19 protein-coding genes are annotated in these 22,480 nt (G+C 54.2%); 16 read left to right on the top strand and 3 right to left on the bottom strand.

Translation table 11 applies throughout. The features are described 5' to 3' along the window. Positions 1-73 precede the first annotated feature (73 nt). The 11 genes from nuoC (at position 74) to nuoN (ending at position 13,977) form a co-directional block, all read left to right on the top strand. Positions 74-1,876 carry an NADH-quinone oxidoreductase subunit C/D gene (gene nuoC, locus JSN25_RS20385; RefSeq protein WP_006683659.1) on the top strand — a complete coding sequence of 601 codons (1,803 nt, stop codon included), beginning with the start codon at positions 74-76 and terminating at the stop codon, positions 1,874-1,876. A 2-nt stretch (positions 1,877-1,878) separates the two neighbouring features. After that, entirely contained in the window at positions 1,879-2,379 is a 501-nt protein-coding gene (gene nuoE / locus JSN25_RS20380; RefSeq protein WP_006683660.1) for an NADH-quinone oxidoreductase subunit NuoE, read from the top strand. Next, the gene (gene nuoF, locus JSN25_RS20375) at positions 2,376-3,713 is read left to right on the top strand and encodes an NADH-quinone oxidoreductase subunit NuoF (RefSeq protein ID WP_003839356.1); all 1,338 of its coding nucleotides are present in this window, start codon (positions 2,376-2,378) and stop codon (positions 3,711-3,713) included. The genes nuoE and nuoF overlap by 4 nt, the downstream gene beginning before the upstream one ends. An 81-nt stretch (positions 3,714-3,794) precedes the next feature. Then, complete coding sequence (gene nuoG, locus JSN25_RS20370; RefSeq protein ID WP_110498804.1) at positions 3,795-6,521, top strand: NADH-quinone oxidoreductase subunit NuoG; 2,727 nt, start codon at positions 3,795-3,797, stop codon at positions 6,519-6,521. After that, positions 6,518-7,495: an NADH-quinone oxidoreductase subunit NuoH gene (gene nuoH / locus JSN25_RS20365; RefSeq protein WP_003028063.1), complete on the top strand. Its 978-nt coding sequence runs from the start codon at positions 6,518-6,520 to the stop codon at positions 7,493-7,495. Before nuoG ends, nuoH begins: the two co-directional genes overlap by 4 nt. A 14-nt stretch (positions 7,496-7,509) precedes the next feature. Continuing rightward, positions 7,510-8,052 (top strand): NADH-quinone oxidoreductase subunit NuoI, encoded by a 543-nt coding sequence (gene nuoI / locus JSN25_RS20360; protein WP_003028062.1) that lies wholly within the window; start codon positions 7,510-7,512, stop codon positions 8,050-8,052. An 11-nt stretch (positions 8,053-8,063) separates the two neighbouring features. Beyond that, positions 8,064-8,618 carry an NADH-quinone oxidoreductase subunit J gene (gene nuoJ / locus JSN25_RS20355; RefSeq protein ID WP_003028059.1) on the top strand — a complete coding sequence of 185 codons (555 nt, stop codon included), beginning with the start codon at positions 8,064-8,066 and terminating at the stop codon, positions 8,616-8,618. After that, positions 8,615-8,917: an NADH-quinone oxidoreductase subunit NuoK gene (gene nuoK / locus JSN25_RS20350; protein WP_006683663.1), complete on the top strand. Its 303-nt coding sequence runs from the start codon at positions 8,615-8,617 to the stop codon at positions 8,915-8,917. The genes nuoJ and nuoK overlap by 4 nt, the downstream gene beginning before the upstream one ends. Further along, entirely contained in the window at positions 8,914-10,755 is a 1,842-nt protein-coding gene (gene nuoL, locus JSN25_RS20345; RefSeq protein ID WP_150345245.1) for an NADH-quinone oxidoreductase subunit L, read from the top strand. Before nuoK ends, nuoL begins: the two co-directional genes overlap by 4 nt. A gap of 228 nt (positions 10,756-10,983) precedes the next feature. Further along, positions 10,984-12,513: an NADH-quinone oxidoreductase subunit M gene (nuoM, locus tag JSN25_RS20340; protein WP_003027692.1), complete on the top strand. Its 1,530-nt coding sequence runs from the start codon at positions 10,984-10,986 to the stop codon at positions 12,511-12,513. Positions 12,514-12,519: 6 nt separating this feature from the next. After that, the gene (nuoN, locus tag JSN25_RS20335; RefSeq protein ID WP_038642295.1) at positions 12,520-13,977 is read left to right on the top strand and encodes an NADH-quinone oxidoreductase subunit NuoN; all 1,458 of its coding nucleotides are present in this window, start codon (positions 12,520-12,522) and stop codon (positions 13,975-13,977) included. A 228-nt stretch (positions 13,978-14,205) separates the two neighbouring features. Here the strand turns inward: nuoN and JSN25_RS20330 are convergent, their stop codons facing one another. From JSN25_RS20330 to rbn, 3 genes are all read right to left on the bottom strand, one after another. After that, positions 14,206-15,240: a hypothetical protein gene (locus JSN25_RS20330; protein WP_204525304.1), complete on the bottom strand. Its 1,035-nt coding sequence runs from the start codon at positions 15,238-15,240 to the stop codon at positions 14,206-14,208. Positions 15,241-15,665: 425 nt separating this feature from the next. After that, positions 15,666-16,670, bottom strand: coding sequence for a chemotaxis protein (locus JSN25_RS20325; protein ID WP_038642291.1), 1,005 nt, complete (start codon positions 16,668-16,670; stop codon positions 15,666-15,668). A 64-nt stretch (positions 16,671-16,734) separates the two neighbouring features. After that, positions 16,735-17,652: a ribonuclease BN gene (gene rbn, locus JSN25_RS20320; RefSeq protein ID WP_204525303.1), complete on the bottom strand. Its 918-nt coding sequence runs from the start codon at positions 17,650-17,652 to the stop codon at positions 16,735-16,737. 67 nt (positions 17,653-17,719) lie between these two features. On the opposite strand from rbn, the gene JSN25_RS20315 reads away from it, so the two are divergent. The 5 genes from JSN25_RS20315 (at position 17,720) to menH (ending at position 22,466) form a co-directional block, all read left to right on the top strand. Further along, entirely contained in the window at positions 17,720-18,181 is a 462-nt protein-coding gene (locus tag JSN25_RS20315; protein ID WP_038642287.1) for a GNAT family N-acetyltransferase, read from the top strand. 63 nt (positions 18,182-18,244) lie between these two features. Then, positions 18,245-18,550, top strand: coding sequence for a stress response protein ElaB (elaB, locus tag JSN25_RS20310; protein WP_006683669.1), 306 nt, complete (start codon positions 18,245-18,247; stop codon positions 18,548-18,550). Between the two features lie 104 nt (positions 18,551-18,654). Beyond that, the gene (menF, locus tag JSN25_RS20305; RefSeq protein ID WP_087857364.1) at positions 18,655-19,953 is read left to right on the top strand and encodes an isochorismate synthase MenF; all 1,299 of its coding nucleotides are present in this window, start codon (positions 18,655-18,657) and stop codon (positions 19,951-19,953) included. Between the two features lie 87 nt (positions 19,954-20,040). Next, positions 20,041-21,711, top strand: a complete 1,671-nt coding sequence (gene menD / locus JSN25_RS20300) for a 2-succinyl-5-enolpyruvyl-6-hydroxy-3-cyclohexene-1-carboxylic-acid synthase (RefSeq protein ID WP_204525302.1) — start codon at positions 20,041-20,043, stop codon at positions 21,709-21,711. Continuing rightward, positions 21,708-22,466 carry a 2-succinyl-6-hydroxy-2,4-cyclohexadiene-1-carboxylate synthase gene (menH, locus tag JSN25_RS20295; RefSeq protein WP_160955509.1) on the top strand — a complete coding sequence of 253 codons (759 nt, stop codon included), beginning with the start codon at positions 21,708-21,710 and terminating at the stop codon, positions 22,464-22,466. Before menD ends, menH begins: the two co-directional genes overlap by 4 nt. The last annotated feature ends 14 nt before the right edge of the window (positions 22,467-22,480 follow it).

Genomic DNA, 22,480 nt, shown 5'->3' with positions numbered 1-22,480 from the left:
GGCAGCCGCACTTCCTTCGCTTATCACTACATAAATAGCGCGAAGCACTGCCGACTACCACGGACCATTTACAATGGTGAACAATATGACCGACTTAACCGCGCAAGATGCTGTATGGCAAACACGGGATCACCTTGATGACCCGGTCATTGGCGAACTGCGCAACCGTTTTGGGCCGGATGCCTTTACCGTTCAGGCGACTCGCACCGGGGTACCCGTTGTTTGGGTCAAGCGTGAACAATTACTGGAAGTTGGCGATTTCTTAAAGAGACTGCCGAAACCTTACGTCATGCTGTTTGACTTACATGGCATGGACGAACGTCTGCGTACGCACCGCGAAGGGTTACCTGCCGCGGATTTTTCCGTTTTCTATCACCTGATTTCTATTGAACGCAATCGCGATATCATGCTCAAGGTGGCGTTGTCTGAAAACGATCTGCGTGTACCGACTTTTACCAAACTGTTCCCCAACGCCAACTGGTATGAGCGTGAAACCTGGGAAATGTTTGGTATCGATATCGAAGGCCACCCGCATCTGACGCGTCTGCTGATGCCGCATACCTGGCAAGGCCACCCGCTGCGTAAAGATTACCCGGCGCGTGCGACCGAATTCGATCCGTTTGAGCTGACCAAAGCCAAACAGGATCTGGAAATGGAAGCGCTAACCTTCAAACCCGAAGACTGGGGCATGAAGCGTGGTACCGAAAACGAGGACTTCATGTTCCTCAACCTCGGCCCTAACCACCCGTCTTCTCACGGCGCGTTCCGTATTGTGCTGCAGCTTGATGGCGAAGAAATCGTCGACTGCGTGCCTGACATCGGCTACCACCACCGTGGCGCTGAAAAGATGGGTGAACGTCAGTCCTGGCACAGCTACATTCCGTACACCGACCGTATCGAATACCTCGGCGGCTGCGTCAACGAAATGCCTTACGTACTGGCGGTTGAGAAACTGGCGGGCATCACCACGCCGGATCGCGTCAACGTGATTCGCGTTATGTTGTCTGAACTGTTCCGTATCAACAGCCACCTGCTGTACATCTCCACGTTCATTCAGGACGTCGGCGCGATGACGCCGGTTTTCTTCGCCTTTACCGATCGTCAGAAAATTTATGACGTGGTGGAAGCGATCACCGGTTACCGTATGCACCCGGCCTGGTTCCGTATCGGCGGTGTCGCACACGATCTGCCGCGCGGTTGGGACAAGCTGCTGCGTGACTTCCTCGACTGGATGCCAAAACGTCTGGATTCCTACGAGAAAGCTGCACTACGTAACACCATCCTGAAAGGTCGTTCCCAGGGCGTTGCCGCCTATGGCAAGAAAGAAGCGCTGGACTGGGGTTGTACCGGTGCTGCGCTGCGTGCGACCGGTATTGATTTCGACGTGCGTAAAGCCCGTCCATACTCTGGCTACGAAAACTTTGACTTTGAAGTTCCGGTTGGCGGCGGCGTGTCTGACTGCTATACCCGCGTAATGCTGAAAGTTGAAGAGCTGCGCCAGAGTCTGCGCATCCTTGAGCAGTGCCTCAACAACATGCCGGAAGGCCCGTTCAAAGCGGATCACCCGCTGACTACGCCGCCGCCGAAAGAGCGCACGCTGCAACATATCGAAACCCTGATCACCCACTTCCTGCAGGTTTCGTGGGGACCGGTTATGCCGGCAAACGAGTCCTTCCAGATGGTGGAAGCGACCAAGGGTATCAACAGTTACTACCTGACCAGCGATGGCAGCACCATGAGTTACCGTACTCGTATCCGTACCCCGAGCTATGCGCACCTGCAGCAGATCCCGGTAGCGGTACGCGGCAGCCTGGTGTCTGACCTTATCGTCCATCTGGGTAGTATTGATTTTGTTATGTCAGATGTGGACCGCTAATTATGCACGAGAATCAACAACCACAAACCGAGGCTTTTGAGCTGAGTGCGGCTGAGCGTGAAGCGATTGAGCACGAGAAGCACCACTACGAAGACCCGCGTGCGGCGTCCATTGAAGCGCTGAAAATCGTTCAGAAGCAGCGTGGCTGGGTGCCGGACGGGGCGATCTATGCGATCGCGGATGTGCTGGGTATCCCGGCAAGCGACGTAGAAGGTGTTGCCACGTTCTATAGCCAGATCTTCCGCCAGCCGGTAGGTCGCCACGTGATCCGCTATTGCGATAGCGTGGTGTGCCATATCAATGGTTATCAGGGGATCCAGGCTGCGCTTGAGAAAAAACTCAACATCAAGCCGGGGCAGACGACCTTTGATGGTCGCTTTACGCTGCTGCCGACCTGCTGCCTGGGGAACTGTGATAAAGGGCCGAACATGATGATCGATGACGACACTCATGCTCACCTGACCCCGGAAGGCATTCCTGAACTGCTGGAGCGGTATAAATGAAAGATATTATCCGTACTCCCGAAACACATCCGCTGACCTGGCGTCTGCGTGATGACAAACAGCCAGTCTGGCTGGACGAATACCGTAGCAAAAACGGTTACGAAGGTGCGCGTAAGGCCCTGACCGGCCTGTCACCGGACGAAATCGTCAATCAGGTAAAAGACGCTGGCCTGAAAGGGCGCGGCGGCGCGGGCTTTTCCACCGGTCTGAAGTGGAGCCTGATGCCGAAAGACGAATCCATGAACATCCGTTACCTGCTGTGTAACGCCGATGAAATGGAACCGGGCACCTATAAAGACCGCCTGCTGATGGAACAACTGCCGCACCTGCTGGTGGAAGGCATGCTGATTTCCGCGTTTGCGCTGAAAGCGTACCGTGGTTACATCTTCCTGCGCGGTGAATATATCGAGGCGGCTGTGCATCTGCGCCGCGCGATTGCCGAAGCAACCGAAGCCGGTCTGCTTGGCAAAAACATCATGGGCACCGGTTTCGACTTCGAACTGTTTGTCCATACCGGGGCAGGGCGTTACATCTGCGGTGAAGAAACCGCGCTGATCAACTCCCTCGAAGGTCGTCGCGCTAACCCGCGTTCCAAGCCGCCGTTCCCGGCAAGCTCTGGCGCATGGGGTAAGCCGACCTGCGTTAACAACGTCGAAACCCTGTGTAACGTACCGGCCATCCTCGCCAACGGCGTGGAGTGGTATCAGAACATCTCGAAGAGCAAAGATGCGGGCACCAAGCTGATGGGCTTCTCCGGTCGTGTGAAGAACCCTGGCCTGTGGGAACTGCCGTTTGGCACCACTGCGCGTGAGATCCTCGAAGACTACGCGGGCGGTATGCGTGATGGCCTGAAATTCAAGGCCTGGCAGCCGGGCGGCGCGGGAACCGACTTCCTGACCGAGGCGCATCTTGACCTGCCGATGGAGTTCGAAAGCATCGGTAAAGCAGGCAGCCGTCTGGGTACTGCGCTGGCAATGGCCGTTGACCACGAGATTGGCATGGTACCGCTGGTGCGTAACCTCGAAGAGTTCTTCGCCCGCGAGTCCTGCGGCTGGTGTACGCCGTGCCGTGACGGTCTGCCGTGGAGCGTGAAAATTCTGCGTGCGCTGGAGCGTGGCGAAGGCCAGCCTGGGGATATCGAGACACTTGAGCAACTGTGTCGTTTCCTCGGCCCGGGTAAAACCTTCTGTGCACACGCACCGGGTGCGGTGGAGCCGCTGCAGAGCGCCATTAAATATTTCCGCGAAGAATTCGAAGCTGGCATCAAGCAGACCTTCAGCAATACCCACGCTATTGGTGGTATTCAGCCGAACCTGCTGAAAGAGCGCTGGTAATTGCAGGTTACCCCCTGCATCGCGATAAGTAATTCGATTAACGCTTAGTCCCTGACTAAGCCAACTGGAAGCATGCTGACTATGGCTACGATTCATGTAGACGGCAAAGAATATGAGGTCAACGGAGCGGACAACCTGCTGGAAGCTTGTCTGTCTCTCGGCCTTGATATTCCGTACTTTTGCTGGCACCCGGCGCTGGGCAGCGTCGGTGCTTGCCGCCAGTGTGCGGTGAAGCAATATCAAAACGCGGAAGATACGCGTGGTCGCCTGGTGATGTCTTGTATGACACCAGCCACCGAAGGCACCTTTATTTCTATTGATGACGAAGAAGCGAAACAGTTCCGTGAAAGCGTTGTGGAGTGGTTGATGACCAACCACCCGCACGACTGTCCGGTCTGCGAAGAGGGCGGTAACTGCCACCTGCAGGATATGACCGTCATGACCGGTCATAGCTTCCGTCGCTATCGCTTCACGAAGCGTACGCACCGCAACCAGGACCTGGGGCCGTTCATCTCTCACGAAATGAACCGCTGTATCGCCTGCTATCGCTGCGTACGTTACTACAAAGATTACGCCGATGGCGCGGATCTGGGCGTGTATGGCGCGCATGACAACGTCTACTTCGGTCGCCCGGAAGACGGTACGCTGGAAAGCGAATTCTCCGGTAACCTGGTCGAGATTTGCCCGACCGGCGTGTTCACCGATAAAACGCACTCCGAGCGCTACAACCGTAAGTGGGACATGCAGTTTGCGCCGAGCATCTGCCAGCAGTGTTCCATTGGCTGTAACACCAGCCCGGGCGAGCGCTATGGTGAACTGCGTCGTATCGAAAACCGTTACAACGGTACCGTTAACCACTACTTCCTCTGCGACCGTGGTCGTTTTGGCTATGGTTACGTGAACCTGAAAGACCGTCCGCGTCAGCCGGTACAGCGTCGTGGCGATGATCTGATCACGCTCAACGCCGAACAGGCGATGCAGGGCGCGGCAGATATTCTGCGCCAGTCGAAGAAAGTGATTGGTATCGGCTCCCCGCGTGCCAGCGTTGAAAGCAACTTCGCGCTGCGTGAACTGGTCGGCGCGGATAACTTCTATACCGGTATCGCCCAGGGTGAGCAGGAACGTCTGCAACTGGCGCTGAGCGTGCTGCGTGACGGCGGTATTCATACCCCGGCACTGCGTGAAATCGAGTCTTACGATGCGGTTCTGGTGCTGGGCGAAGACGTCACCCAGACCGGCGCGCGCGTTGCTCTGGCGGTGCGTCAGGCGGTGAAAGGTAAAGCACGCGAAATGGCGGCGGCGCAGAAAGTGGCCGACTGGCAGATTGCGGCAATCCTTAACATCGGTCAGCGCGCTAAGCACCCGCTGTTTGTGACTAACGTCGATAATACCCGTCTGGATGATATCGCTGCATGGACCTACCGTGCGCCGGTTGAAGATCAGGCGCGTTTAGGTTTCGCTATCGCCCACGCGCTGGATAACAACGCCCCGGCGGTTGACGGTATCGATCGTGACCTGCAGAACAAAATTGACGTGATCGTTCAGGCATTAGCCGGAGCGAAGAAACCACTGATTATTTCCGGCACCAACGCCGGTAGCGCCGAAGTAATTCAGGCTGCTGCCAACGTGGCGAAGGCGCTGAAAGGTCGTGGCGCTGACGTCGGCATTACCATGATTGCGCGCTCTGTTAACAGCATGGGTCTGGGTATGATTGGCGGTGGTTCTCTTGACGATGCGCTGACCGAGCTGGAAACAGGTCGTGCTGACGCCGTTGTGGTGCTGGAAAATGACCTGCATCGCCATGCTTCAGCAACGCGTGTTAATGCCGCGCTGGCGAAAGCGCCGCTGGTACTGGTTGTTGACCATCAGCGTACAGCAATTATGGAAAACGCCCATCTGGTGCTTTCCGCCGCGAGCTTTGCCGAAAGCGATGGGACGGTGATTAACAACGAAGGCCGCGCGCAGCGCTTCTTCCAGGTCTATGATCCGTCATACTACGACAGCAACACCGTGATGCTGGAAAGCTGGCGCTGGCTGCACTCGCTGCACAGCACCGTGCAGAGCCGTGAAGTGGACTGGACGCAGCTCGACCATGTTATCGACGCGGTTGTTGAGAAGCTGCCGCAATTGGCTGGGATCAAAGATGCCGCGCCGGATGCAAGCTTCCGTATCCGTGGACAGAAACTGGCGCGTGAGCCGCACCGCTACAGCGGTCGTACCGCGATGCGGGCTAACATCAGCGTCCATGAACCTCGTCAGCCGCAGGATAAAGACACCATGTTCGCCTTCTCGATGGAAGGGAACAACCAGCCGTCTGCGCCGCGTTCACAAATTCCGTTTGCCTGGGCTCCGGGCTGGAACTCCCCACAGGCGTGGAACAAGTTCCAGGATGAAGTGGGCGGTAAACTGCGTCATGGCGATCCGGGCGTGCGTCTGATTGAAGCCTCTGCGGGCGGTATGGATTACTTCACTACCGTTCCGGCGAGCTTCGAAGCTCAGGATGGTCAGTGGCGTATCGCGCCGTACTACCATCTGTTTGGTAGCGACGAATTGTCCCAGCGTGCGCCGGTCTTCCAGACCCGTATGCCGCAGCCGTACATCAAACTTAACCCGGCAGACGCCGCGAAGTTGGGTGTTAATGCTGGTACCCGTGTTTCTTTCAGCTACGATGGCAATACGGTCACGCTGCCGGTTGAAATCGCTGAAGGATTAACGGCAGGGCAGGTTGGTTTACCGATGGGTATGCCTGGCATCGCGCCGGTTCTGGCAGGCGCGCGTCTTGAGGATCTGCAGGAGGCACAGCAATGAGTTGGATTACACCCGATCTGATTGAGATCCTGCTGAGCATTCTCAAAGCGGTGGTGATTCTGCTGGTGGTGGTCACCTGCGGGGCATTCATGAGCTTTGGCGAACGTCGTCTGCTGGGTCTGTTCCAGAACCGTTACGGGCCGAACCGTGTTGGCTGGGGCGGTTCGCTCCAGCTGGTTGCGGACATGATCAAGATGTTCTTTAAAGAAGACTGGATCCCGAAATTTTCGGATCGCGTCATCTTTACCCTGGCGCCGATGATCGCCTTTACCTCGCTGCTGCTGGCTTTCGCCATCGTGCCGGTGAGCCCAAACTGGGTCGTTGCTGACCTGAACATCGGCATCCTGTTCTTCCTGATGATGGCAGGTCTCGCGGTATACGCGGTACTGTTCGCTGGTTGGTCGAGCAACAACAAATACTCGCTGCTGGGGGCGATGCGTGCTTCTGCGCAGACGCTGAGCTACGAAGTGTTCCTCGGACTGTCCCTGATGGGCGTGGTGGCGCAAGCCGGTTCATTCAACATGACCGACATCGTCAATAACCAGGCTGATATCTGGAACGTTATTCCGCAGTTCTTTGGTTTTGTCACCTTTGCCATCGCGGGCGTGGCGGTATGTCACCGTCACCCGTTTGACCAGCCAGAAGCCGAACAGGAACTGGCCGACGGTTACCACATTGAATATTCCGGTATGAAATTCGGTCTGTTCTTCGTGGGCGAGTACATCGGTATCGTCACCATTTCTGCACTGATGGTTACCCTGTTCTTCGGTGGCTGGCATGGCCCGTTCTTACCGCCATTCGTCTGGTTCGCGCTGAAAACCGCGTTCTTCATGATGATGTTCATTTTGATTCGTGCGTCGTTACCGCGTCCTCGTTATGACCAGGTAATGTCCTTCGGCTGGAAAGTCTGTCTGCCGCTGACGCTCGTCAACTTGTTGGTAACGGCGGCTGTCATTCTGTGGCAGGCGCAATAAGGGACACAAAGACCATGACCTTAAAAGAATTGTTCGTAGGTTTCGGCACCCAGGTACGCAGTATCTGGATGATCGGCCTGCATGCGTTCGCGAAACGCGAAACGCAGATGTACCCGGAAGAGCCGGTCTATCTCCCGCCCCGTTTTCGTGGTCGTATCGTTTTGACCCGCGACCCGGACGGTGAAGAGCGCTGCGTTGCCTGTAACCTGTGCGCGGTAGCATGTCCGGTAGGCTGTATCTCTCTGCAAAAAGCAGAGACCAAAGACGGCCGCTGGTATCCGGAGTTTTTCCGCATTAACTTCTCACGCTGCATTTTCTGCGGCCTGTGTGAAGAAGCCTGTCCGACAACGGCTATTCAGCTGACTCCAGATTTCGAGCTGGGTGAGTACAAGCGCCAGGACCTGGTTTACGAGAAAGAGGATCTGCTGATCTCCGGTCCGGGCAAATACCCGGAATATAACTTCTACCGGATGGCAGGTATGGCAATCGACGGCAAAGATAAGGGCGAAGCAGAGAACGAAGCCAAGCCTATCGACGTCAAGAGCCTGTTACCGTAAGGAGAGGGGCAATGGAGTTCGCTTTTTATATCTGTGGCCTGATAGCCATTCTCGCAACCTTGCGGGTGATCACCCATACCAATCCGGTACACGCACTGCTGTATCTGATTATTTCGCTGCTGGCGATTTCCGGGGTGTTCTTCTCGTTAGGCGCTTACTTCGCCGGTGCGCTGGAAATTATCGTCTACGCGGGCGCCATCATGGTGCTGTTCGTGTTCGTGGTAATGATGCTCAACCTCGGTGGTTCTGAAATTGAACAGGAACGCCAATGGCTGAAACCGCAGGTGTGGATTGGTCCGGCGATTCTGTCGGCCATCATGCTGGTGGTGATTGTGTACGCCATTCTGGGCGTTAACGATCAGGGCATCGACGGTACGCCAATTAGTGCGAAAGCGGTCGGTATTTCCCTGTTCGGACCGTATGTACTGGCGGTCGAACTGGCTTCGATGCTGCTGCTGGCGGGCCTGGTTGTGGCCTTCCACGTGGGTCGCGAAGAGCGTTCAGGTGAAGTACTGAGCAATCGCACCGATGACCGTGCGAAAAGAAAAACGGAGGAGCACGCATGATCCCCTTACAACATGGACTGATCCTCGCGGCTGTCTTATTCGTGCTGGGCTTAACCGGTCTGGTTATCCGCCGCAATCTGCTGTTTATGCTGATTGGGCTGGAGATCATGATTAACGCCTCCGCGCTGGCCTTTGTGGTCGCCGGAAGCTACTGGGGCCAGACCGATGGTCAGGTGATGTACATTCTCGCCATCAGCCTCGCGGCTGCGGAAGCGAGCATTGGACTTGCGCTGTTGCTGCAACTTCATCGCCGTCGCCAGAACCTGAACATCGATTCAGTAAGTGAGATGCGTGGATGAACATGCTTGCCTTAACCATTATTCTGCCATTTATTGGCTTCGTATTACTGGCATTCTCTCGCGGTCGTTGGTCAGAAAATCTGTCCGCTACCGTGGGCGTTGGCTCTATTGGCCTGGCTGCGCTGGTGACGGCGTTTGTTGGCGTTGACTTCTTTGCTAATGGTCAACAAGCCTACAGTCAGCCGCTGTGGACGTGGATGTCTGTCGGTGACTTCAACATCGGCTTTAACCTGGTGCTGGATGGTCTGTCGCTGACTATGCTCAGCGTGGTGACCGGCGTCGGTTTCCTGATCCACATGTTCGCCTCCTGGTATATGCGTGGAGAAGAGGGCTACTCTCGTTTCTTCGCTTACACCAACCTGTTTATCGCCAGCATGGTGGTTCTGGTACTGGCGGATAACCTGCTGCTGATGTATCTCGGTTGGGAAGGCGTGGGCCTGTGTTCCTATCTGCTGATCGGTTTCTACTACAGCGATCCGAAGAATGGCGCTGCGGCAATGAAAGCCTTCGTGGTGACCCGTGTCGGTGACGTGTTCCTCGCCTTCGCGCTGTTCATCCTCTACAACGAGCTGGGCACGCTGAACTTCCGCGAAATGGTTGAACTGGCGCCTGCGCACTTTGCCGACGGCAACAACATGCTGATGTGGGCGACCCTGATGCTGCTGGGTGGTGCGGTAGGTAAATCCGCACAGCTGCCGTTGCAGACCTGGCTTGCTGACGCGATGGCCGGCCCGACGCCTGTCTCCGCGCTGATCCACGCCGCGACGATGGTTACCGCTGGTGTCTACCTGATTGCACGTACCCATGGTCTGTTCCTGATGACCCCGGAAATCCTGCATCTGGTGGGGATTATCGGTGCGATCACGCTGGTGCTGGCAGGTTTTGCCGCGCTGGTACAGACCGACATCAAACGCGTTCTCGCTTACTCCACCATGAGCCAGATTGGCTACATGTTCCTGGCGCTCGGCGTTCAGGCATGGGATGCGGCGATTTTCCACTTGATGACTCACGCCTTCTTTAAAGCGCTGCTGTTCCTGGCGTCCGGCTCGGTTATTCTGGCCTGCCATCACGAACAGAACATCTTCAAGATGGGCGGCCTGCGTAAATCTATTCCGCTGGTGTATCTCTGCTTCCTGATTGGTGGCGCGGCGCTGTCGGCTCTGCCGCTGATTACCGCAGGCTTCTTCAGTAAGGATGAGATTCTGGCCGGTGCGATGGCGAACGGTCATATCAATCTGATGGTTGCAGGACTGGTCGGTGCGTTTATGACCTCGCTGTACACCTTCCGAATGATTTTCATCGTATTCCACGGTAAAGAACAAATTCACGCTCACGCCGGGAAGGGGATTACCCATCATCTGCCGCTGATTGTGCTGATGATCCTGTCCACCTTTGTTGGCGCGCTGATCGTACCGCCGCTGCAGGGAGTGCTGCCTGCAACGACCGAACTTGAGCATGGTCGCGTCATGACGCTGGAAATTACCTCTGGTATCGTCGCGATTGCGGGCATCCTGATCGCAGCATGGTTGTGGCTGGGTAAACGTACGCTTGTGACGTCGATTGCCAATAGTGCGCCGGGCCGTCTGCTGGGTACCTGGTGGTATAACGCCTGGGGCTTTGACTGGTTGTACGACAAAGTATTCGTGAAGCCGTTCCTGGGCATTGCCTGGCTGCTGAAACGCGACCCGCTGAACTCAATGATGAACATTCCGGCTGTCCTTTCCCGCTTTGCAGGCAAAGGCCTGCTGTTAAGCGAGAACGGTTATCTGCGCTGGTATGTGGCATCGATGAGCATTGGCGCCGTCGTTGTGCTGGCACTGTTGATGGTACTGCGTTGAGTTTGAGGGTTGGTATTGTGCCCGACACAACAAACCCAAAGAGAATTTTTAAAATTCGTTGAAAATCAGGTCCAAAAGGACAGGCGTTATCGGCGAAGTCAGAGTGGACACCGCCTGCGCACAGCAACCGGAGCGTACTGAAGTACGTGAGGGTTGCGAGCACAGCCGGGGTTCGCTATGACGAGTGAGATAGCCTGAACGGGACTTAAACAAGGAACAAAGATCACCATGTTATTACCTTGGTTGATATTAATCCCTTTCATCGGTGGCTTCCTGTGCTGGCAGACCGAACGCTTTGGCGTGAAGGTGCCGCGCTGGATCGCGCTGATTACCATGGGACTGACGCTGGCGCTTGGCCTGCAACTGTGGTTGCAGGGCGGCTATTCACTGACGCAATCTGCGGGTATTCCGCAGTGGCAGTCTGAGTTTGTCCTGCCGTGGATCCCACGTTTTGGCATCTCTATCCATTTAGCAATCGACGGCTTGTCGCTGCTGATGGTAGTGCTGACCGGTCTGCTCGGCGTTCTGGCGGTCCTTTGCTCCTGGAATGAAATCGAAAAATACCAGGGCTTCTTCCACCTGAACCTGATGTGGATCTTAGGCGGCGTGATCGGCGTGTTCCTGGCCATCGACATGTTCCTGTTCTTCTTCTTCTGGGAAATGATGCTGGTGCCGATGTACTTCCTGATCGCGCTGTGGGGGCATAAAGCCTCTGACGGGAAAACGCGTATCACGGCGGCGACCAAGTTCTTCATTTATACCCAGGCGAGTGGTCTGGTGATGTTGATTGCCATCCTGGCGCTGGTGTTTGTGCACTACAAAGCGACCGGCGTGTGGACCTTCAACTATGAAGAGCTGCTGAATACCCCGATGTCTCATGGCGTGGAATACCTGCTGATGCTGGGCTTCTTCATCGCCTTTGCGGTGAAAATGCCAGTGGTTCCGCTGCATGGCTGGTTGCCGGACGCGCACTCCCAGGCTCCGACCGCAGGTTCCGTTGACCTGGCGGGGATCTTGCTGAAAACCGCAGCCTACGGTCTGCTGCGTTTCTCTCTGCCGCTGTTCCCGAACGCGTCGGCGGAGTTTGCGCCTATCGCCATGTGGCTTGGCGTAATTGGTATCTTCTACGGCGCGTGGATGGCCTTTAATCAGTACGACATCAAACGCCTGATTGCCTATACCTCCGTATCCCACATGGGCTTCGTGCTGATTGCTATCTACACCGGCAGCCAACTGGCCTACCAGGGCGCGGTAATTCAGATGATTGCGCACGGTCTGTCCGCAGCCGGTCTGTTCATCCTGTGTGGTCAGCTGTACGAACGTCTGCACACGCGTGACATGCGCATGATGGGTGGTCTGTGGGGCAAAATGAAATGGTTGCCTGCGCTGTCCATGTTCTTCGCAGTCTGTACGCTGGGTATGCCGGGTACAGGTAACTTCGTTGGCGAATTTATGATTCTGTTCGGCAGCTACCAGGTGGTTCCGGTTATTACCGTGATCTCGACCTTTGGTCTGGTGTTTGCCTCTGTATACTCGCTGGCGATGCTGCATCGCGCTTACTTTGGTAAGGCGAAGAGCCAGATTGCCAGTGTAGAACTGCCAGGGATGTCGCTGCGTGAGCTGTTTATCATCCTGTTGCTGGTCGTGCTTCTGGTACTGCTTGGCTTCTATCCGCAGCCGATTCTGGATACCTCGCATTCTGCGATGAGCAACATCCAGCAGTGGTTTGTTAATTCCGTTACTACTACAAGGCCGTAAATCGCCATGACAATAACTCCACAACACCTGATTGCGCTGCTACCGCTGCTGATCGTCGGCTTGACGGTGGTGGTTGTGATGCTCTCCATTGCGTGGCGACGCAATCACTTCCTCAATGCCACGCTGTCGGTCATTGGGCTTAACGCCGCGTTGGTTTCGCTCTGGTTTGTTGGCCAGGCGGGCGCCATGGACGTCACCCCGCTGATGCGGGTTGACGGTTTCGCCATGCTCTATACCGGGCTGGTGCTGCTGGCGAGTCTTGCCACCTGTACCTTTGCTTACCCGTGGCTGGAAGGTTACGACGACAACCGGGAAGAGTTCTACCTGCTGGTGCTGATTGCTGCCCTCGGCGGTATTCTGCTGGCAAATGCTAACCATCTGGCGGCGCTGTTCCTCGGTATCGAACTGATTTCTCTGCCGCTGTTTGGTCTGGTTGGCTATGCGTTCCGTCAGAAACGTTCGCTGGAAGCCAGTATCAAATACACCATTCTGTCTGCCGCAGCGTCTTCCTTCCTGCTGTTCGGTATGGCGCTGGTGTACGCGCAGTCTGGCAACCTGTCGTTTGTTGCGCTCGGTAAGAGCCTTGGCGACGGCATGCTGCACGAACCGCTGCTGCTGGCGGGCTTCGGTCTGATGATTGTTGGCCTCGGCTTTAAACTCTCGCTGGTTCCGTTCCACCTGTGGACGCCAGACGTATATCAGGGCGCTCCGGCTCCGGTTTCCACCTTCCTGGCGACGGCGAGCAAAATCGCTATCTTCGGCGTAGTGATGCGTCTTTTCCTGTATGCGCCGGTTGGCGACAGCGAAGCGGTACGTACCGTGCTGGGCGTGATCGCCTTTGCTTCCATCATCTTCGGTAACCTGATGGCGCTGAGCCAGACCAACATCAAGCGTCTGCTCGGTTACTCCTCCATCTCTCACCTCGGCTATCTGCTGGTGGCGTTGATTGCCCTGCAGAGCGGCGAGATGTCGATGGAAGCGGTTGGCGTTTACCTGGCCGGTTACCTGTTCAGCAGCCTCGGCGCGTTCGGTGTGGTCAGCCTGATGTCCAGCCCGTACCGTGGCCCGGATGCCGATTCTCTGTTCTCCTACCGTGGTCTGTTCTGGCATCGCCCGATCCTCGCAGCAGTGATGACGGTAATGATGCTGTCTCTGGCGGGTATCCCGATGACGCTGGGCTTTATCGGTAAGTTCTACGTGTTGGCGGTCGGTGTGCAGGCTAACCTGTGGTGGCTGGTTGCTGCCGTGGTGGTCGGTTCCGCGATTGGTCTGTACTACTACCTGCGTGTTGCCGTGAGCCTGTACCTGAGCGCGCCGCAACAGCTGAACCGCGATGCGCCGTCTAACTGGCAGTATAGCGCGGGCGGGATTGTGGTGCTGATTTCGGCTCTGTTGGTGCTGGTGCTGGGTATCTGGCCGCAACCGCTGATCAGCATTGTGCAGTTAGCGGCACCGCTGATGTAATACATCATGCTGTAAACAAAAAAGAGTCTGGGCAATGTCCAGACTCTTTTTTTTTATCTATATTGTGATGCCATAGGTCTGAAGTTTCTGTATAAATTTAATCGCACCCTTAAAGTTTAAGTGGTCGCCATCCTGAAAGTCGTGACGAGTAAAGTCCGGGTCACCACTCATATCGATAAGTACAATATTTTCCTTATTTAATGTGATTTTTTGGTAAAATGAAAAAGCCTAATTGAACATTTCTTTATCAATGTTTTCTATATATTTCTGTGGCTGAGGGGGGAATACTATATACATAGCGTATTTATTCTTCTCAGCATTGTGGACCATTTTCTCAACATTACGAGAATTCGAACTCAATGATTCCTTATGACGAAAAAGTTTGGAGTGATTGCTGCCGCGCTGTATGCTGAGTTTGTCCATTTCTTCTTCGCACATTGAACTTTCATTTCTTTGCTCATCAATTAACATATGAAAGTCAAAGCTGAGATATTTATTGTTAACAATGTCTGTTATTGCAGCTATCAACTTTGCTTCGGATATAAATAAACTTAACAGGTTTTTTTCAATGCTACTGCTAATTGACGCTGGTTGATATATCTCATCATGATTGCTGGTGAAAATTTCTTCATCATATTGAATGTATGGGATATTATTTTTTTTGGCGAAAAATTTAAGCTCCTTAAATACGCCACTGTTAAAGGTGCCTTTACTTCTGGCCAATTCATGGTGTAAATCAAAAAAACTCGTGATATGAATATGGTTTTTTAACTTGCCACTCTGAGACAGATGTTCAGTGATAGCCAGGGCAAAGGCAGTATCACCACTTTTAACGGACATATTGGCTGTACAGGTAGCCAATTGCGTTGGTACACCCCACCAGGCATATGACGACCCGGTAACGACATTATCAATAATCTGTGTATTATATTTTTTGTATTCATGTTCCAGATACATGGCATATTTTTTGTTAGTCCCACAAGTCACACGTAGAGGACTATAGTAGATGTAAGAGAAGACATTCGCGCAGTCGAATTTTCTTCTTAAAATATGGCTTCCTTCATCATCATAGATGAGAATTTTAGTTGCATTATCGGGTGACGGATGATTAATGGCCTGGATACAGTGTTCAACGTCTGCGGTGATGTCCAGATGTACAAGTTGTGACTGAAAACAATCCGCGATAATGGTACTAAAACTGAGATAATGACTATGGGTGCCATAAAAGAAAATCTTATATTGCGCGGAGCGCAGGAGCGTCATCCAGTATTCTGAAATTATAGGAAGAATAATGTCTACGTCTTTTTCAGTGATATCTCTTGTCGTGAGCGGTATGAGGTTATTGATTAAGGTGACAGATTATTCATTCTCCTCTATATGTTGCTGGCCTGCGATTAAAGTATTCTTGATATTGTCGATGTCTAAATTAAGTTTGTATTTGGCCAGGGATTTTGCATTTTTTTGGAGATTTTTTATGAAACGGTGTTTATCCACGTCACTGCCTGCTTAGAAATGTGAAAATCATGTAGGATAATTGTTGAGGCTATTTTTTTGACTCAACGGCTGATATCTAAAAGCGGCAATTTTTAATGATAATTAAAGGGAGGGTATGGTAAAGAGATTATTTTTGTGGGGGAACGACTCCCTTACTCGTTGGAGAACCGCAGAGTAAGGGGGCTGGTTGGGCGTCAGGCCGAAAGCTGACGGCTCACCAGTGGACCGCTAATGTCTTTCGCTGCGCGCTCCATGACTTCCTGAATCACAGAAGAGAGCTCATTGACCTCAAATTTTGCCACATAACCATCAGCTTTAACCCGGCGAACGTGATCTTCATTGGCGCTACCGGAAAGCGAGGAGTGGATAACGACCGGGATTTTCTTCAGGCGTTCATCGGTCTTGATTTTACGGGTAAGCGTAAAACCGTCCATCTCCGGCATTTCCAGGTCGGTGAGCACCAGGGCTATCTTCTCAGTGATTGGCTTGCCTTCCGCCTGCGCTTCTGCGGAAAGTTGCTGGATTTTTTCCCACGCATCCTTACCTGTCACATGCATCTGATGCGGGATTTCCATGGCGTTAAGCCCTTTCTCCAGCATCGCGCGCGCGACTTTCGAATCTTCTGCCACAATCGCCACCGCCCCCGGCGTGATGTTGAATTTACTGGTTTTCAGGTCTGTCGCGCGTAAATCGTGATTGGACGGTACGATGTCGTAAAGAATTTGTTCAACATCGAGTACCAGCGCCAGGTTGTTGGTCTCTTTGTCGTCATCCAGGCAGGCGATACTGGTGATGTAGCGACCGTTGACGGCTTTCTCGGCGGTATGTACCTGTTGCCAGTCCAGACGCATAATGTTTTCCACTGACTCCACCGCAAACGCCTGTACGCTGCGGGCGTATTCCGTAATGAGCAGGATGTTGAGCCCGGTCTCTGGTTTACAGCCCGCCACCGCCGGCAGGTCAATCACCGGGATCACTTGATCGCGAATGTTCACCATACCTAACAGTGGAGCTTTCATTCCCGCCGGACGCGTAAACGTCGGCATCGGCACGATTTCACGCAGTTTGAATACGTTGATGCCAAACAGCTCTGATTTCTGCTCCTCGATGGATTTGCCGAGGCGAAACAGCAGCAGTTCAAAACGGTTAGACAGGGTTAGATTGGTCCTGTCATCAATATCTTTCTGGAAATTGTTCATCCTGTCCTCAGTGTGAAAGCCAGCCTTTTCTCTGTTATCGGCACTGAGGCGAAAAAATAGAGCGTTAAACGGTGAAAATGGCGAAATCGTGAGCCAGTTCTGTTGCCGGGAATAGCGTTCTGCACTCTTCGAGTAATCGCTGACAGCCTTTTTCATCGTAGCGTGAGCTAACGTGGGTCATGATCAAGCGTCCGGCACCCGCTTTAAGCGCCAGTTGCGCGGCTTGTCGGGTTGAACTGTGTCCACGGCTATTGGCCTTCTCCTCCATTGACGAGTCCAGTGTAGTTTCATGCACCATCACATCCACGCCATTTGCCAGTTCGAAGGCACTTGCGCAAGGGCCTGTATCGCCGAAAATCGCCACGGATTTTCCCCTGGTGGCCGGGGCAAGAAAGTCGGCACCGTTAATTACGCGACCATCTTCCAGGACGATGGTTTTCCCGGCTTTCAGCTCCTGGAACCACGGACCGGATTTAACACCAGCCGCCTTCAGCGCACTGGCGTTTAGCGCACCTGGTTTGTCGTGTTCTTCAATGCGAAAACCATAGCATTCCAGCGGATGTTCCAGTGGATATGCCGTTACCTTACGCAGGCCGTCATCGACGATTTCACCCGCGGTGATTTCCACAATATCCAGAGGATAGTCAGTCCATGAACCGCTCAGACGCAAAGCGGTTTCGGTAAATTCCCGTAATCCTTTTGGGCCGTAAAGCGTCAGTGGCTTGACGTTCCCGGCCATCGAACGACTACACAGCAATCCAGGTAAACCAAACAGGTGGTCGCCATGCAGGTGGCTGATAAAGATACGGTCGAGTTTTCCCGGATTGAACGGTGTGGCGAGCATTTGATGCTGTGTTCCTTCGCCACAATCGAAAAGCCACAGCCCCGGCTGAGTCGGGTGTTGCAGATTGAGTAAAATTGCCGTTACATTGCGTGAGCGGGTAGGAACTCCCGCTGACGTGCCTAAAAATAGTAATTCCATCTTTGCGTTACACTTTTCGCCATCAATAAGGCAGGGTGTTCAGGTTATCACAACAAAGGGGCAGACAATGATTCACTGGCAAGATCTCCACCATGCAAAGCTGAGTACACAAGAACTGTATGCCATTCTTCAGCTTCGCTGCGCGGTATTTGTTGTTGAACAACAGTGTCCATATCAGGATGTAGATGGCGACGATCTGGTTGGCGAAAATCGGCACATTCTGGGCTGGCACAATGATGAGCTGGTGGCGTATGCGAGGATTCTGAAAAGCGATGACGATCTGGAGCCGGTGGTCATTGGCCGGGTGATAGTCAGCGAAGCGCTACGCGGCGCAAAACTGGGACAACAGTTGATGACCCAGACGCTGGCATCCTGTGCGCAACACTGGCCGCACAAGGCGCTGTATCTGGGCGCGCAGGCGCATCTGCAACCGTTTTATGCGCGCTTTGGTTTTATGCCGGTGACGGATATTTATGACGAAGACGGGATTCCGCACATCGGAATGGCGCGAGAAGCACATCAGGCTTAAACAGGCGCAAACGGTCCAGGTTGTCTATAGTTAGCGGATACGTCAATAGAAAGGGAGAATACAATGTCTTTTCAATCTTATGAATCACGTATCGATGATGATCTGGAACTCTTGAGCGAAACGCTGGAAGAGGTGTTGCGTTCTTCCGGCGATCCGGCCGATCAAAAATATCTTGAGTTAAAAGCGCGGGCGGAGCGGGCGTTAGAAGAGGTGAGAAATCGCGTCAGCCATGCTTCTGACAATTATTATTTCCGCGCGAAAAAGGCCGTTTGCCGGGCGGATGACTATGTGCATGAAAAACCCTGGCGCGGAATTGGCGTTGGCGCCACGGTCGGTTTAGTGATGGGATTATTGTTAGCGCGGCGATAAATTCCGCTCCGTCATCGCATTTGTTCGTACTCCCTAACTCGGGGTACTGCTTTTTCTGTTCAGTACCCCGTATAATGAGAGGTTTTTAACAGGGAGAGGTCCGCGTGCAATCAATCACTACTGCGCTGGAAGGTCTGATGCGTCATTTGTCGCAAGAGATACCGGCAGCACCTGGAATTCGTATTTACGACATACCTTTCCCTCTGAACGATGCGTTTGACGCTTTAGGATGGCTGGCCAGTCAACCCGTCTGGCCCCAGTTTTACTGGCAGCAGCGTAACGGCGACGAAGAAGCCGCTGTGCTGGGGGCTGTCGCCACGTTTTCCTCGCTGGCATCCGCTCAGCAGTTTTTACGTCAGCACGACAATCAACCTGACCTGCGTATCTGGGGTCTCAATGCGTTCGAGCCCCGGCACGGCAATTTGTTGTTACCGCGACTGGAATGGCGACGCTGCGCCGGAGTGGCGAGCTTACGGTTACACCTTTACAGTGATGTTTCGCTGCGTGAAGACGCCGCACGCGCGGTTGAATTTATTTCCACGCTGGCCAATGTTAAACCATTGCCCGCGCTGCGTTTGAGTTTGACGGGAGAACAGCACTGGCCTGATAAAGCCGGTTGGATAGATCTGATAAAGCTTGCCACGCACACCATTAATGGGGACGAACTCGACAAAGTTGTGCTGGCGCGAGCGACAGATTTACAGTTTTCACAGTCGGTGAATGCCGCTGCGGTGATGGCTTCCAGCCGTCGCCTGAACCTTAACTGCTACCATTTCTTTATGGCATTCTCTGCCGACTCCGCTTTTCTTGGCTCTTCCCCTGAACGTTTGTATCGGCGGCGCGACACGGCGCTGCGCACCGAAGCGCTGGCCGGAACCGTTGCCAATCACGCCGAGGATCATCGCGCCTGGCAGTTAGGCGACTGGTTGATGAAAGATGATAAAAACCAGCGCGAGAATATGCTGGTGGTCGAGGATATTTGCCAGCGGCTGCAAGGCTGTACGCAAACCCTTGATGTGCTCCCCCCGCAGGTGCTCAGACTGCGCAAGGTGCAGCATCTACGCCGTTGTATCTGGACGGAACTGAATCAGGCCGACGATACGCTCTGCCTGATGCAACTCCAGCCTACGGCGGCAGTTGCAGGCATTCCGCGTGAGCTGGCGCGCGAATTCATCCGGCAAAATGAACCCTTTGAGCGCGAGTGGTATGCCGGTTCTGCGGGGTATCTTTCTCTGCGCCAAAGTGAATTCTGCGTGTCATTACGTTCGGCGAAAATTAACGCCAACGTGGTCCGCCTGTATGCCGGCGCGGGGATCGTGCGTGGTTCAGATCCTGAGCAAGAATGGCAAGAAATAGACAATAAAGCGGCAGGGTTACGTACCTTATTACAGATGGAAGGATAGTGATTTCGTGTATATTTCCGATTCATATCAAAAATCCATTTATTCGATTCTCTATACTGTGTCGCAATATTGATACCGGACAATCTCATGTCAGTAAGCGCATTTAACCGACGCTGGGCGGCGGTCATACTGGAAGCACTCACTCGCCACGGCGTCAGGCATATCTGCATTGCCCCTGGCTCTCGTTCTACACCGTTGACGCTGGCAGCAGCGGAAAATCCTGCTTTTATCCACCATACCCATTTTGATGAGCGTGGTCTTGGGCATCTGGCTTTAGGTCTGGCAAAAGTGAGTCGCCAGCCAGTCGCCGTGATTGTCACGTCCGGTACGGCAGTGGCGAACCTGTATCCCGCATTGATTGAAGCGGGCCTGACCGGTGAAAAACTGATTTTACTCACGGCTGACCGACCGCCGGAACTTATCGACTGTGGCGCTAATCAGGCGATTCGTCAGGCCGGCATGTTTGCTTCTCATCCGTCGCAAACGCTCTCTTTACCACGCCCGACGCAGGACATTCCGGCGAGCTGGCTGGTGTCCACCATTGATAATGCCCTGGCCGCGCTGCATAGCGGGGCGGTTCATATTAATTGCCCCTTTGCGGAACCGCTGTATGGCGACATGGACGAAACGGGTATTGCCTGGCAGCAACGCCTCGGCGACTGGTGGCAGGACGACAAGCCCTGGCTACGTGAAGCGCGTCGGCTGGAAAGCGACAAACAACGTGACTGGTTTTTCTGGCGACAAAAGCGCGGCGTAGTCATCGCGGGTCGTATGAGCGCGGAAGAGGGCAAGAAAGTTGCGCAATGGGCGCAGATGCTCGGTTGGCCGCTGATTGGCGATGTCTTGTCGCAAACCGGACAACCCCTGCCGTGTGCTGACCTGTGGTTGGGGAATGCGAAGGCGGTGACTGAGTTACAGCAGGCGCAGATAGTGGTGCAGCTTGGCAGTAGCCTGACCGGAAAACGACTCCTGCAATGGCAGGCCAGCTGCGATCCGCAGGAATACTGGATTGTCGATAATATCGAAGGTCGCCTCGATCCGGCGCATCATCGTGGGCGCAGGCTGGTGGCGAAGGTGGGTGACTGGCTGGATCTACACCCGGCGGAAAAACGCCAACCCTGGTGCGTGGAAATCCCGCGCCTGGCGCAACTGGCATGGCAGGCGGTGGAAGCCCGTCGCGACGTGTTTGGTGAAGCGCAATTAGCCCATCGTATTCACGAGTATCTGCCCGAACAAGGGCAACTGTTCGTGGGTAACAGTCTGGTCGTGCGCCTGATTGATGCGCTGTCGCAGCTTCCGGCTGGTTTTCCAGTTTATAGCAACCGCGGCGCGAGCGGCATTGACGGTCTGCTGTCAACGGCGGCGGGCGTACAGCGCGCCAGCGCAAAATCAACGTTGGCTATCGTCGGTGATTTATCTGCACTGTATGACCTCAATGCGCTGGCGTTATTGCGTCAGGTTTCCGCGCCGTTTGTCCTGATAGTGGTCAATAATAACGGTGGGCAGATATTTTCCCTGCTGCCGACGCCGGCAAGTGAACGTGAACGGTTCTATCTGATGCCGCAGAACGTGCACTTTGAGCATGCCGCGGCCATGTTTAACCTCAAATATCAGCGCCCAGAAAACTGGGAGCAACTGGAGAGCGCGTTGACAAATGCCTGGCGTACTCCTGCGGCAACGGTTATTGAGCTGGTGGTGAACGAAACTGACGGGGCGCAAAGCCTGCAGCAACTGCTGGCGCAGGTAAGCCATCTATGATCCTGCACGCCCAGGCGAGCGTTAGCCAGAGTGGATCACCCTGGCTGGTTTTCCTGCACGGGTTCTCCGGCGACTGTCGGGAATGGCAGACGGTCGGCGAAGCGTTTCAGGATTATTCGCGGCTGTATATCGACCTGCCGGGACACGGCGGTTCCGCCGACATCAAGGTGAGCGGGTTCAATGATGTTTGTGCGTTATTGCGTAGCACCTTGCTTAGTTACAACATACTTAGCTACTGGCTGGTGGGCTACTCTCTTGGCGGCAGAGTCGCGATGATGGCGGCCTGTCAGGAGATGCCCGGACTTTGCGGTCTGGTCGTTGAAGGTGGACATCCTGGTTTGCAAAGCGAGGAGGCGCGCGTTCAACGTCGCCTTTCAGATGGCCGCTGGGCCGCGCGTTTTCGCGCTGAACCGCTGCGTGAGGTATTTAATGACTGGTATCAACAGCCGGTATTTTCCTCGCTGAATGCGGCGCAAAGAGAGACGCTGGTCGATCTGCGTAGCCAGAATAATGGGCATACGCTGGCGGCGATGCTGGAGGCCACCTCGCTTGCCGTACAACCTGATTTACGTGCGCGACTCACTGCGCGCACATTTCCGTTTTATTATTTATGTGGTGAACGTGACGATAAATTCCGCGCGCTGGCGACGGAAATGTCAGTACCAAACCATGTGATTCGTAATGCCGGACACAACGCGCATCGGGACAACCCCGCTGGCGTGGTGGACTGTCTGGCTCAGATTCTGCGTCGCTGACTATAGGACATTTT

Origin of the sequence: Citrobacter cronae (assembly GCF_016893685.1) — a bacterium.
Lineage (GTDB): Bacteria > Pseudomonadota > Gammaproteobacteria > Enterobacterales > Enterobacteriaceae > Citrobacter > Citrobacter werkmanii.
Note: the sequence above shows the minus strand (reverse complement) of the source record. Positions and strands in the feature narration are given on the sequence as shown.